This window comes from Chamaesiphon sp. OTE_75_metabat_556, from assembly GCF_031378165.1.
In the GTDB taxonomy this organism is placed as follows: Bacteria; Cyanobacteriota; Cyanobacteriia; order Cyanobacteriales; family Chamaesiphonaceae; genus Chamaesiphon.
The window spans coordinates 1-14,073 of sequence record NZ_JANNDR010000507.1 but is presented as its reverse complement, the minus strand read 5'-3'; the positions used below and the strand labels follow the sequence as shown (position 1 = coordinate 14,073).

General features: G+C 50.2%; 8 protein-coding genes. 2 read left to right on the top strand and 6 right to left on the bottom strand.

Annotation, left to right across the window (positions count from 1 at the left end; translation table 11 throughout):
- The 5 genes from RMO27_RS20290 to rpsT all read right to left on the bottom strand — a co-directional run.
- Positions 1–3,566: DNA-directed RNA polymerase subunit beta' (locus RMO27_RS20290; protein ID WP_309735954.1), on the bottom strand; the 3,566-nt coding region annotated here is incomplete at its 3' end.
- A gap of 118 nt (positions 3,567–3,684) precedes the next feature.
- Positions 3,685–5,562 carry a DNA-directed RNA polymerase subunit gamma gene (locus RMO27_RS20285; RefSeq protein WP_309735953.1) on the bottom strand — a complete coding sequence of 626 codons (1,878 nt, stop codon included), beginning with the start codon at positions 5,560–5,562 and terminating at the stop codon, positions 3,685–3,687.
- Between the two features lie 161 nt (positions 5,563–5,723).
- Positions 5,724–9,026: a DNA-directed RNA polymerase subunit beta gene (gene rpoB, locus RMO27_RS20280; protein WP_309735950.1), complete on the bottom strand. Its 3,303-nt coding sequence runs from the start codon at positions 9,024–9,026 to the stop codon at positions 5,724–5,726.
- Positions 9,027–9,375: 349 nt separating this feature from the next.
- Positions 9,376–10,170 carry a TatD family hydrolase gene (locus RMO27_RS20275; RefSeq protein ID WP_309735949.1) on the bottom strand — a complete coding sequence of 265 codons (795 nt, stop codon included), beginning with the start codon at positions 10,168–10,170 and terminating at the stop codon, positions 9,376–9,378.
- Between the two features lie 196 nt (positions 10,171–10,366).
- On the bottom strand, positions 10,367–10,648 hold the full coding sequence (rpsT, locus tag RMO27_RS20270; protein WP_309735946.1) for a 30S ribosomal protein S20: 282 nt from the start codon (positions 10,646–10,648) through the stop codon (positions 10,367–10,369).
- A 344-nt stretch (positions 10,649–10,992) separates the two neighbouring features.
- Between rpsT and RMO27_RS20265 the strand changes: the two genes are divergently transcribed.
- Together RMO27_RS20265 and ruvX are read left to right on the top strand one after the other, a co-directional pair.
- Positions 10,993–11,949, top strand: a complete 957-nt coding sequence (locus tag RMO27_RS20265) for a DUF5895 domain-containing protein (RefSeq protein WP_309735944.1) — start codon at positions 10,993–10,995, stop codon at positions 11,947–11,949.
- A gap of 134 nt (positions 11,950–12,083) precedes the next feature.
- Positions 12,084–12,524, top strand: coding sequence for a Holliday junction resolvase RuvX (gene ruvX / locus RMO27_RS20260; protein ID WP_396133768.1), 441 nt, complete (start codon positions 12,084–12,086; stop codon positions 12,522–12,524).
- 186 nt (positions 12,525–12,710) lie between these two features.
- Here the strand turns inward: ruvX and RMO27_RS20255 are convergent.
- Positions 12,711–14,073: AAA family ATPase (locus RMO27_RS20255; protein WP_309735943.1), on the bottom strand; the 1,363-nt coding region annotated here is incomplete at its 5' end.

Here is a 14,073-nt window from a genome sequence, read left to right as displayed (position 1 = left end):
GCAGCAGAGATGAAGCTATCGGTATTCAAGGATGCCTTAGTGATACCGAGTAGCATTGGGGTATATTCCGCTGGAGCCGCACCCGTAATCGACATCGCCTCATTGACCTGCTCGACTTGACGGAGTTCTTGGAGTTCGCCTGGCAGCATCGTGGTGTCACCACCATCGTCGATGCGGACTTTAGAAGTCATCTGGCGGACGATCACCTCAATGTGTTTGTCGGCAATCTCGACCCCTTGGGATTGATACACCGATTGGACTTGATTGACTAGGAACGCTTGCGCCTTTTGGAGGGCGAGTAGCGCGGCTTCAAACACACCGTTATTCTCGCGGAAGTGATTGAAGTAGACTTCTAGAATCTCGTGAGGGTTGAGTTGTCCGTCAGTGAGTAAGTGCCCAGCTTTGACGACATTGCCATCCGATACGAGCAAGTTTTGACCCGGGCCGAGGAAGTATTCTTCAACAGCACCACTGGCATCGATCACTTTAATTTCGGTCGGTTCGCCATCCTCGTTATAGATGACCGAGGCAGTACCATCGCGACGGTTGAGGATACAAGGTTCTTTGGGTTTGCGAGCTTCGAGGAGTTCTTCGATCCGAGGTAAACCTTGAATGATGTCTCCAGTTTTCGATCGCTCGTAGACGAGTAAGACCAAGTTATCGCCCCGTTGGACGAGATCGCCATTGTCGATGTGCAGGATCGCTCCTGGCGAGACGCGATACGGACGTGCCATCCGCAGTAAGACTTGATCGTCGTGGACTTCGACGACTTCACCCGATTCTGGACTGGGGACGCCTTCAGCGATCTGACTGCCAGAGACGATCAGTTTGCCCACTGTTACAGTTGGTTTGACCCCATTGGTTGCGACGGTTGTGCGATCGCTATCGCGAACTACGAGTACCCGCCGGACGGATTCAGCCCCTTGGCGAATCCCCCGCACTTCACCATGATTCTTACACCGAATCTCGGTGCGGGCGACGACGGCACCAGGCGCGATATGTTCGCCATCGGTGACGAGTGCTTCTGTATAAGTGCTCCCACCCAAGTTATCCCCAGCGGTATCGCGACGGATCGTCAGCGATTCGAGGATCACTAGTTGCAGCCGGAGTTCGCCCGATGCTTCATCTTTAATTAGTTCGATATCGGCGGCGAGTTGCGGCGTGCTGGTAGACTCCATTTCCAGCACCAATTGGGTGCGGAGCAGTTCGACACCATCGACGGATTTGACCCGTTCGCCATCCTTATAAGGGACACGTTGGACAGCCCGAAGTTCGATCGTTCCCTGGGCACCAGCTTGATTGACGGAGGCTTGGGAGGGGAGATTGGGTTCGTCGGGAACTTGATATTCGATCACTGGGCGGATCAGTAAGGCCGAACCTTCGGGGGTTTCGACATACTCTAGATACCGCAATTCGGTGACGGCTTCGAGTTCGGGGACGGGTTTTTGGCCGGGAGCACAGATCGTACCCGTTACGGACTGTCCGGCTTCGGGGTCGTCGAGGAGGTGGAGTTCCCCTGGTTTAATGGTGATTTCCCGGAGAATGTCATTCTTCTGCACCACTTCGACAATCCCGCTGATGCCACAGAAGATATCGCGAATGACCTCAGTGCCAGCTTCGACGAATTGACCGTCTTCGACATTGAGCAGGGAGATGTCTTTGTTGACTTCATGGGACTCCTCTGGTATCCACAGGATCGTCCCGCCTTGGACGACCTCATAGCCCTGTTTGGCTTTCCCTTTTTTCTGGACATCCAAGCCCGCAAATTTGATAATGCCCCCCGTCCGTGTCCGATAGCGATCGTCGATCAGTTCGGCAACGGCGGTGCTATTTTGGACTTTGGTACCGGGCGAGGTTAACAGTTGGAAGCGTTGGTTGTCATCGGTGACGATCTCGTATTGTTCGCGTCCCGATTCGGTATCGACTTCGACTTTGGCGCGATCGAGCGAGACCGAAGCGGTGATGATATCGATTTCCCGTTCGCCGCGCAGTCGGACGACCCCACCACTGACCGAAATCAGTTTAGTTTCCGCCAAGACACCGTGTTCGGGGATTTTATCACCGTTTTTGACCATCGGTTCGGCACCAGGTGGTAAGTTATAAACTTCCCCTGAGAGTACCCAGATCAGACCGCCCCGTTGAGCGATCCGCGTCATATTCCCTTGACGGTCGGTTTTTTCTTCCGGTACGATATCGGCAAATAAAACTTCACCAGCTAAGTCTGAAGCGACGTCTTTAGTGGCTTTTTCGGTTGATCGACCGCCGCGACTGAGGGCAATTTCGGCAATTAAGTCGCCAGTTTTGACTTCGGTACCTTCGGCCACCAGCAATAACGAACCAGGGGTCAGGTTGAAAACTTTTTTCTTGCCTTTGCCTTTCGGTTCGACGATCAGATCGCCATTGACTTCCACTTGTTCGCGGTCTTCCCCGTGACGGGTGCGGACGGCACGGACGCGGAGGTTGGAGAATTTCACCGTCCCATCGTGGGGCGCGCGAATTTGTTGCTCGACTTCGCCAGTAAATACCCCACCCGTGTGGAATGTCCGCATTGTGAGCTGGGTACCAGGTTCGCCGATCGATTGCGCCGCAATAATCCCGACAGCTTCACCGAGATCGACGAGATGGCCGTGAGCCAGACTCCAACCATAACAAAGCTGACAGACCGATCGAGCGGCTTCGCAGGTCAGTGCCGATCGCGCAAATACAGATTTGACTTCGGCTTTGGTAATGGCTTTAATCAGATCCTCGTCCAGTTGTTGGTTGCGCGCGCCGATTAATTCTTTGGTTTCGGGATGGAATACATCAGCGGCAAGTACGCGTCCGTGCATCCGGCTGGCCAGGGAAATCAGGACGCGATCTCCATCTTTCATCGCTTCGACAACCAAACCACGAGTCGTGCCGCAGTCGTGTTCGCGGACGATCACATCTTGAGATACATCGACCAGACGGCGGGTCAGGTACCCAGAATCAGCCGTCCGTAGGGCGGTATCGACAAGTCCCTTCCGTGCTCCATAGGAAGAAATAATGTACTCAGTCACGGTTAAGCCTTCTTTAAAGTTGGTCTTAATCGGTAAATCGATGATTTCCCCCTGGGGATTGGCCATCAAGCCGCGCATCCCAACTAGCTGCCGGACTTGGGATAAATTCCCCCGCGCTCCAGAAAACGCCATCATGTAGACGGAGTTGAGCGGATAGTTTTCTCTAAAGTTAATTACGACCTCATCTTTAAGACTTTCAGACGTGGTGTTCCAAGTATCGATTACTTTCTGGAACCGTTCGACTTCGGTAATCTCACCACGAGTATATTTGGCTTCGGTTTCATCGATCGTGTTTTCTGCTGCTTCGAGCATTTCCCGCTTGATCGGCGGAATCTTCAGATCGTCGATACTGATCGATACCCCTGCTCTAGTCGCAAACCGGAAACCTAATTCTTTAAGTTTATCGGCCATCTGGGCGGTGCGGGCGGTACCATAATGCCGAAACGACCAAACGATCAGCTTTTTCAACTGACCTTTATCAACCATCCGGTTGTTAAAAACGATCGGCTTTCTCTCTTTTTCGCTCATGATCTGGTGGATAGTGAATAGTGGTTAGTGGATAGTGGTTGGTGCTTAGTGGTTAGTGGATAGTGGTGGATTAGTATCAGCGATCTTTCGCTATCCACTATTCACTATTCACTATTCACTAAACCGAGAGGACTTCCTGAATGGTCTTGTTATAAATAATCCGGCCTGGGGTGGTGAAGATATATTGAGAGAGCAATTCACCAGTGCTGGTTTCGCGAATGCGGCGGTATTTATAGAGCCTAGTGGTCGTACCGTCGCCATTGTCGATCGTCTCTAATGGCTCTTTTTCGTCATCCTCGGATTCCATCAACCCGTCATATCTGACCCAGACAAAGTTATGAATATCCAGTTCGCGGCGATCGTAGGCGCGCACGACATCTTCGAGATTCGAGAAATAGCGATCTCGGAGGTCGGCTAGAGCTGGATTCCGAGCAGTGAGATAATAACAACCCAAAACCATATCCTGGGATGGAGCGACGATCGGCGAACCCGTAGCTGGTGAGAGAATGTTATTACTCGCCAACATCAGCAATCTGGCTTCAGCCTGGGATTCCAAGGATAGCGGTACGTGGACGGCCATTTGGTCGCCATCGAAGTCGGCGTTAAAAGCCGGACAGACCAGGGGATGGAGTTGGATCGCCCGACCTTCAACGATAATCGGTTCAAAAGCTTGAATCCCCAACCGGTGCAGGGTTGGTGCCCGATTGAGCATCACTGGGTGTCCGGCGATGACTTCTTCAAGGACATCCCATACGGTTGGGTCGCCACGCTGGATCAGTTTCTTGGCGGCTTTGATATTATTAACGAGGTTATTTTTGATCAACCGATGGATCACAAACGGCTGAAATAACTCGATCGCCATTTCTCGTGGCAATCCACACTGGTGGATCTTCAGTTTTGGTCCGACGACGATGACGGAACGACCAGAATAATCAACCCGTTTACCGAGCAAGTTTTGGCGGAAGCGACCCTGCTTACCTTCGATGATATCCGAGAGAGACTTAAGGGCGCGGTTATTGGCTCCAACTACAGTCCGTCCGCGTCTACCGTTATCGATGAGGGCATCAACGGCCTCTTGCAACATCCGTTTTTCGTTGCGGACGATGATTTCTGGAGCCAGAATTTCTTGCAATCTAGCCAGACGGTTATTCCGGTTGATCACGCGGCGATACAGATCGTTCAAGTCCGAAGTCGCAAATCGACCGCCATCGAGTTGCACCATCGGGCGCAAGTCAGGCGGAATTACAGGTACATAGCTGAGGATCATCCATTCGGGACGGCTGCCAGTGGCGATGAAATTATCGATTACCCGCAGGCGTTTGATTAACTTGGCGCGTTTTTGACCCTTAGACTCGCTAATTTGTTCGCGAAGCTTTTCAGCCTCTTCTTCTAATTGCAGGTCTTCTAGGAGCCGCTGGACGGCTTCAGCACCAATTCCGACTTCGACGCCTTCGAGCAGTGAATCTTCACTATAAATTCGCTCCTCGATTTCCAACCACTGTTCTTCAGTCAGCAGTTGTTTGTAGCCGAGGGTATCGTCATTACCAGCCGATAACACGACATAGGAGTTGAAATAGACGATTTGTTCGACATCGCGCAAGGGCATGTCGAGCAAGATGCTCAGATAACTGGGAATCCCTTTGAGGTACCAAACGTGAGCCACTGGTGCCGCTAGTTTGATAAAGCCCATCCGGTGTCGGCGGACGCGCGATTCAGTGACTTCGACACCACATCGTTCGCAGACAATCCCGCGATGGCGCACCCGCTTGTATTTACCGCAATGGCACTCCCAATCCTTCGCAGGGCCAAAAATCCGTTCGCAGAACAAGCCATCCATCTCCGGCTTCAATGTCCGATAGTTGATGGTTTCGGGCTTGGTAACTTCCCCAACTAACTGGCCATTGGGTAAGTTCCGCGAACCCCACTCTCGAATCCGATCGGGTGAAGCAATCCCAATCTTAACGTAATCAAACTTGGTTTCTAGCTTTTGACGCATAGTTAGGGGTTAGGGGTTAGGGATAGGGACTAGTGGGGATAGTGGATAGTGGATAGTGGATAGTGGATAGTAATCGGATTTAGTTATTAGCTTTTATAAAAATAGATCGAAACGCGCTTGCGCGTAGCTCTATTCACTATTCACTATTCACTATCCACTTCCTACACTTCTTCGCTATCGTCGCCACGCGCAAACGATTCATAAGTGGGGCGAGAAGGTGCGCGGCGGGTATTTACGTCGGCCATCAGATCGACTTCGACGTCGCGGCTGTCGCCATCTGGTGTCTGTTCGACTTTGTGGACGGCGATATCTAATCCGAGGGATTGCAGCTCGCGCATCAGTACCTTGAAGGATTCGGGCGTACCAGGGCTAGGAATCGATTTACCTTTGACGATCGCGTTGAGGGCATCGTTCCGGCCTTGCATATCGTCGGATTTGACTGTGAGTAGCTCTTGGAGGGTGTATGCTGCACCAAAGGCTTCCAGTGCCCAGACTTCCATTTCTCCGAACCGCTGACCGCCTTGTTGGGCTTTACCACCAAGGGGCTGTTGGGTAACGAGGGAGTAAGGACCAGTGGAACGCGCGTGGATCTTATCATCGACTAAGTGGACGAGCTTGAGCATGTACGCTTTCCCGACGGTGACGGGTCGATCGAATGCTTCACCAGTCCGGCCGTCATAGACGGTAGTTTTACCCGGTTCGTGCTGATCAAAAATCCACGGTTTGCTTTGCGCTTTAGCCGCTGCTTTTAACTTGCCATGCACTGTCGTCCGAGAGGCTTCGGGGGCATACATTTCATCGAATGGTGTCACCTTGAAGCGCATCCCCAGGTTGTGTCCCGCCCAACCGAGCAGACATTCAAAGACCTGACCGACATTCATCCGTGACGGTACGCCCAAGGGGTTGAGGACGATATCGACGGGGGTACCATCTGGTAAGTAGGGCATGTCTTCCACAGGCATAATTTTGGAAACGATCCCTTTATTCCCGTGGCGACCGGCCATTTTATCGCCGACTTGGATTTTCCGCTTCTGAGCGACGTAAATCCGCACGACCATATTGGCTCCAGGTGGCAATTCATCACCCTGTTCGCGGGTAAAGACCCGCACATCGACGACGCGACCTTTTTCACCATTGGGTACCCGCAGGGAGTTATCGCGCACATCGCGCGCTTTTTCACCAAAGATCGCCCGTAGGAGTTTTTCTTCTGGGGGTTGATCTGATTCACCTTTGGGCGTAACTTTACCGACGAGGATATCGCCAGAAGTGACCCAGGCACCCTTGCGGATAATTCCTGTTTCGTCAAGATTTCGTAATGATTCTTCACTGACGTTGGGAATCTCACGGGTAATTTCTTCAGGGCCGAGTTTAGTCTGCCGCGCTTCGATTTCAAACTTCTCAATGTGGATGCTGGTGTAGTAATCCTGAGAAACTAATTTCTCACTAATGAGGATCGCATCCTCATAGTTGTAGCCTTCCCACGGCATATAAGCAACCAGAATGTTTTGACCCAAAGCCAGTTCCCCGCCCTCAGTTGCCGAACCATCTGCCAGGACTTGACCGGCCACCACACGATCGCCAATTTTAACTAATGGACGTTGGTTGAGGCAAGTATCCTGGTTAGAACGGTGATATTTCTGAAGCAGATATTTCTGGGTGCGACCGTTATCGCCTTTAACATCGATCGATTCGGCTTCAATAAAGCTAACGACACCGTCGATTTTAGAGACGACGACCATCCCTGAATCTCGCGCTGCTTGGACTTCTAAGCCCGTGCCGACGAGTGGACGCTCTGGCCGCAACAAGGGTACCGCCTGCCGTTGCATGTTAGAACCCATCAGGGCGCGGTTGGCGTCATCATGTTCGAGGAACGGAATTAATGATGTCGCGACCGAAATAATCTGGACGGGCGAAATTGCCACATAATCCACCTGATCCGGTGTGGTTGTGGTAAATTCGTGCCGATAGCGGACGGGAATCGTCGAACCTAAGATATAACCATGCTCGTCGGTAGTGATATCGCCAGGTGCGACCCGCAGATCGTCCTCTTGATCGGCGGTCATATATTCCGCTTCTAACTCGCGTTTGACCCGCCCATTTTCGACCGGGAGAAATGGCGTTTCGATAAACCCATATTGATTTACCCGCGCGTGAGTAGCTAGGGAGCCAATCAGTCCAGCGTTAGGACCTTCAGGAGTTTCGATCGGGCAAATCCGCCCATAGTGGGAGGTGTGAATATCGCGGACGGCAAAACCCGCCCGTTCTCTGGTTAAACCACCAGGGCCTAAAGCCGAGAGTCGGCGTTTGTGGGTCAATTCCGCGAGCGGATTAGTTTGATCCATAAACTGCGACAGTTGCGAGGAACCAAAAAATTCCTTGACTGCGGCGACCAATGGTTTGGGATTGACCAAACTAGCTGGTGTCAAGCTACTAGTCTCCGAAACCGTCATCCGTTCGCGAATGATCCGCTCTAGCCGATTCAAACCGACCCGAATTTGGTTCTGGAGCAACTCACCGACGGATCTGACGCGGCGATTGCCTAAGTGGTCGATATCATCGGTACTGCCGATATCAAATTCCAGGTTGATCAGATAATCGATCGCACACAAGATATCCTGCGGGGTGAGTACTCGAATGGCATCGGGAGTTGTCAACCGCAATTTACGATTCAATTTGTACCGACCGACTTTACCCAAATCGTATCGTTTGGGGTCGAAAAAGCGCGAATCTAGCAATTGCTGGCCGCCACTAACTGTCGGCGGTTCGCCAGGACGTAGCTTTTTATACAGCTCCATCAAGGCTTCTTCTTCGCTGAGGTTGCCTTCTTTGTCGATCGTCTTTTGGTAAAACTCAGGGTGACGTAAGGAGTCAAAAATCTCGTTATCGGTCAAGCCCAGTGCTTTTAATAATACCTGCGCGGACAGCTTGCGGGTCTTATCGATTCGGACCCAGACGATATCATTTTTATCCGTCTCAAACTTCAACCACGCCCCGCGATTGGGAATCAATGACGCACTATAGGTTCTGCGCCCGTTTTTGTCTAACTCAGATTTATAATAAACTCCAGGCGATCGGACGATCTGATTGACAATTACTCGCTCGGCACCGTTAATGATAAACGTACCACGATCGGTCATCAAGGGTAAGTCACCAATGAAGACGTCTTGCTCGATAATTTTGCCTTTATCTTCTTTATTAATTAATTGTGTCGGCACATACATCTGTACTGCGTAACTAGCATCGCGCCGCTTGGCTTCATCGACGTCATATTTAGGCCGTTTGAGCTTGTAATTCTTGGCGAGGAATCTTAATTCTAGTTTGCCAGTATAGTCCGTAATCGGTGAAAAGCTATCTAATTCTTCGATCAAGCCTTCTTCCAAAAACCAGCGGAAGCTAGAACGCTGAATCTCTACTAAATCCGGCAGCATGTAAGTGGATGCTGTAGTAGTAATCTGACTAGTCATAGTATTCCTCTCTAAGCACGTTCTAAACAACGGATCGATTCTTCGGGGCGATAAATTAGACGATCGAGACTAGGTTTATGCTAGCTGCGACATCTTGAATATCTTCAGTCTGGGTCGCCAGTGATGAAACTACATGGTAAAATAGTCGAATAAATTAAGCGGCCAAATTCTCCCCCATGATCGGTAACTCTTGGTTCGCACCAGACAAGCAGCCGGTGCATTTTGAAAAGCGTCAACCTGGGCGTCTGGGGTGAAAATCATCTTCGTGGTGCAAGTATATGGAGTTTTTGAATGTAGCGTAAATCGTGCGAACAGTTTAAATATAATATATTGACGATCGACGAGATCCTTAATTAGTCGGTGCTAATACTGGCAATCTAAATAGCTGTCTGGCGTTAGCGGTAGTGCATTCCGCCAACACTTCCAAGCTTTCGCCCCGCAGTGAAGCTAAGTAGCTAGCAACCTGAGCGACAAAAGCTGGTTCGTTGCGCTGACCCCGATGGGGTACGGGTGCGAGAAACGGACAGTCAGTCTCGATTAGCAATCTCTGCTTCGGCACGAGCTGCGCCGAAGCTTGAATCTGCGCGGCATTTTTGAAGGTAACTACCCCACTAAAGCTAATATAGAACCCCAAGCCTAGAAACCATTGAGTTTCAGTTGGAGTTCCAGTCCAGCAATGCATCACACCTCGGACTTGCCCGAATTCTGCCCAAAATTCTTGACAAACTTGGCGCATCGCAATGGCAGCATCGCGACAGTGAATGATCACTGGCAAGTCTAAAGCTTTGGCGATCTGTAGTTGCGAGCGAAAGACCTCGATCTGCCACTGGTGGTTATCAGCTTTGAAAAAGTCTAATCCCATTTCGCCGATCGCTACCACCCGTCGATCGCTCCTAGCTAAATCGCTAATGAGCGTTCCTGAATCTGGCTGCCACAAATTAGCATCCAAAGGATGCAAGCCAACGGCAAAAAATAACTCAGGAAACCGATCAGCTAATTTCTGAGTTTTGGAGAACTCTGCTGGCGTCACACAAGAATGTACTAGCTGTACGACCCCATTTGCCCGCCAGCGATCGCGTACCGCCTCTAGATCCGCCTCGAAGGCATCAAAGTTGATGTGAACGTGAGTATCAATTAGCTGCATTTAGCACGGGTTAACTTGGGTTCGATGGCGTACTTTCAACCCCGACTCAGACGACATTCACTAATACATAGCCGATCCTGAAAGACAGACTATAAGATTTAGTATGTCGATCAAGTCGATACTGTACACTCGATCGCTTTCTTTAACAAAATTGCAGAAACCGCACGAGCCATTCTCCAGTCGAGAATCGGACAGCTTAAGCAGTTTTGAGTACTTTAGCCAGACGAGCTTTCTTGTTAGCACCATTGTTACGGTGCAATACGCCTTTTTGGACGGCTTTATCGATCTTTTGATAAGCCTCAGACATACACTTTTGAACCTCAGCCGAGGATTCGGCTGTCGGTCCGGCAGTATGCTTCTCGACGGCTGTGAAGTACTTCTTCATCAGCGTCCGCACGGCAGACTTATGAGATTTATTCCGAAGCCGATTCCGCTCGGCGATTTCGACACGTTTGATTGCAGACTTAATATTTGCCACAGTTAGCCCTGGGAAAACTCGCGTTTAAAATTTGACATATTGTCAGACATATAAGCATAGCACAACAGCCTGGAAAATAACAAGGTATCGATTTAAATATTGCTCTAGCTCGTTCTCCTCGCGATCGATACCGATTTAACTCAGGCGACAAGCGGACTTAACTAATCGATCGATACATTACCAAGACTTGCCATGCTGCCCTTTGGCCAATCTCGTCCGAGAGATATCGATCTTTATCTTAGGGCTTATGTACTATTTTAATAAAATATGATATACTTGTACTAGCAAGGGTTGAGCGCACGACCCCCACCACAGAACTTCAATATTACCGAGCGAGCAGATCTATGACTTACTCCAAAACCAGAGCAACTAAAGACAATAACGCTGACTACACACATAGCCCCCATACTGGCACGAATGGAGTTACACCAGCAGAAATCGGTGTTGGTACAACCGTCGATCTCGATCTTCAGGAAACACAAGTCGTACCGAGTGCGGCCGAAGTCCGCGACAGATTTGCCGCTCCCGAATATGTCAATCAAAATGCCCGTTTGCCCCGTATCCAGGCACTACGCGGTGAAAATGGAGCCAGTGAATGTGGCTACTTCATCACTGAAACGGAAATGGCCAAAGCCGGCTGGAAATCGATCGATGAGAGTTCTACTATTGTGTATGAATACAATAGCGGTGGCAAGGAACGAGGGCTTTTGATTCAATCACCTCGGATGCTGGTAGTACCGCGTTCGCCATTATTTGCCTTTGACAGACAGCTTTCTCGGAGCGAAGGCCGATTGGTAGTGGCCGGGCAGCATAGCAAACAACTCTATAGCAATCGCGAAAAATATGGCACTGCTCAGTGCTATGAAGTATTGCTACTCGACGAACACAATCAACCATTGCACGAAATTGGCTTGGCTTATGTGGCTAAAGGTGCAAATCAGGCGAGCTTTAGCTTTCATTGGCAGCAACTAGTCAATGAAGTCACCAAGTGTCATGCGATCGCGAATTCGATTCCCGCCCGCGCTAAAGATGCCAGATTCAATAGCCTGTGTGTCTTCCAGTTTGACGTCAAACGCGAACTAGCTGGGAATAATGCCAAATCCCCAGCCTGTAAAGTTCACAGTCACGTCGCCCCCACCCAAGCCAATTGGGAGCAGTTCTTTTTGGGACGGCAAGATGAGGTGGCGAACCGATTCCTGAATTTGTTAACGCCAACGACTGAATTAACTTTGCCGCAAGCTCATCTGTTGAGCACGACTGACAGAGTCGAAGATGAATTTCCGCAAGAATTCGTCGCCTAATCGGATAAGTTAATCATTTGATCGTCAAATTCAATAATCAGTACAATAGAGACATTATGTATAATGCCTCTATTTTTTTGCGATCTTAAACCATCAGGATATTTAGCATTATCGATCGAGAAATAAATATCATCATGAGAGTTGCAGCATTAGGTTTGGATGTTGGTGGTAAGCGGATTGGGGTGGCTGGATGCGACGGGTTGGGATTGATTGCGACTGGGATTACCACGATTTGGCGCAGTTCGTTTCAGGAAGATATCGCCCAATTAAATGAGATTATTCGCGATCGCCAAGTAGAGATTTTAGTGCTGGGTTTGCCCTACACGATGGATGGTACTTTAGGTTCTCAAGCCAAACAAGTGCAAAAATTTGCCCGTCGCGTCGCCGCTGTTATCGCATTACCGATCGAGTATATAGACGAACGATTGACTTCTTATGCTGCCGAAGAAATGATGAAGGCGGCTAATATTTCGGTTTCTCAAAACAAAGCGACGATCGATCGGATTGCGGCGGCGGTGATTTTACAACAATGGTTGGATGATAGAGGCGAACGCGCGACCATTGGCACGCTCTAAATTGGTGCAGGGTGAGCACGATGCACCGCCCCTACAGGTTGACTGTATTCACCCACACATAAAATCACTGAATAAGCCTTTAGCTGATACAACAATCGATCGAGCTTTACGTCAAGAATGGTGTGCGGTTGCCAACAAATTAATCGAGCAAAGCGCGACTAAATAGACAGTTAGGAATATAGTCTGTTAACTCTCGACTGTAACAGCGGGTAAAACCACTTCAGGAATGACTGCCGGAGTTGGTTTTTTGGCTTTGGCTGGCTTGGTATCGAAGGTGAGCGATCGAGTCTCTACTGGTGCGGAGCCGCCCACGATACAATCGACAAAAATGGTATCGCCTGCCCCGAAGGTAGTTTCCAGAATCTTGGTCGCGATCGGGTTTTGTAATTCGCGTTGGATGGCGCGTTTGAGCGGTCTGGCACCATAGATCGGATCGTAGCCGACATCAGCTAGATAATCTTGGGCGGCAGTTGAGAGTTGGATCTCGATCTTTTGATTTGCCAGCATCTTCTCGATTCGGTGGATTTGAATCGTCACAATTTGGCGGAGTTCCGTCTTCTTGAGCGGTTCAAAGATCGTTAGTTCGTCAATCCGCTGGATAAATTCTGGCCGGAAATGGGTGCGAAGCGTATTAGTCACCTGTTCGCGCAGATCGTTAGTTTGGGTATTGTCGCGATTGGGGTTAAGTAATGTCGTGATAATCTGCTCGCTAGCGATATTACTCGTCATCACAATCACCGTATTGCAGAAATTGACAGTTTTGCCCTTGGAGTCCGTAATCCGCCCATCATCGAGGACTTGCAGCAGGATATTGAAGACGTCGGGATGCGCTTTTTCGATTTCGTCGAATAACACAACACAATAAGGGTGACGGCGCACGGCTTCAGTGAGTTGGCCGCCGTCTTCATGTCCGACATAGCCCGGAGGGGCACCGATCAGGCGGGAAACTGCGTGTTTCTCCATATATTCAGACATATCCAAGCGCACCATCGCCTCTTCGCTATCGAAGAGAAATTCAGCCAGGGCACGGGCGAGTTCGGTTTTACCAACACCAGTCGGCCCCATAAATAGGAAAGATCCGATCGGGCGGTGGGGATCTTGCATCCCCGCACGGGCGCGGCGAATTGCGGCGGAGACGGCACTGACAGCTTCATGCTGGCCGATTACGCGGTTATGGAGGTGGGATTCGAGTTGAAGGAGCTTTTGGCGTTCGGAGGCCAGTAAGCGGTTGACGGGGATGCCCGTCCACTTGGCGACGATTTCAGCGATGTCATTGTCTGAGACTTGTTCTCGCAGGAGGGTCGAGCCTTGGACTTGGACGGTGGCGAGTTCGGATTCTTTGACTTCTCGTTCTTGTTGGAGTTTTTCGAGGTTGCCGTATTTGAGTTGGGCGGCGGTATTTAGGTCGTAGGCACGTTCGGCTTGCTCGATTTGGACGCGAATTTGGTCTTCTTGTTCTTTGAGGCTTTTAATCCCATCCAGGAGTTGTTTTTCGCCTTGCCATTGATTATTGAGTTCGCCTTGCTTGCCAGTCAGGGTGGCGATCTCA

Bases quoted from the DNA above. Each gene is read 5' to 3' on its own strand.
- RMO27_RS20285 (WP_309735953.1), bottom strand. From the start codon at position 5,562: ATGCGTCAAAAGCTAGAAACCAAGTTTGATTACGTTAAGATTGGGATT.
- rpoB (WP_309735950.1), bottom strand. From the start codon at position 9,026: ATGACTAGTCAGATTACTACTACAGCATCCACTTACATGCTGCCGGAT.
- RMO27_RS20275 (WP_309735949.1), bottom strand. From the start codon at position 10,170: ATGCAGCTAATTGATACTCACGTTCACATCAACTTTGATGCCTTCGAG.
- RMO27_RS20265 (WP_309735944.1), top strand. From the start codon at position 10,993: ATGACTTACTCCAAAACCAGAGCAACTAAAGACAATAACGCTGACTAC.
- ruvX (WP_396133768.1), top strand. From the start codon at position 12,084: ATGAGAGTTGCAGCATTAGGTTTGGATGTTGGTGGTAAGCGGATTGGG.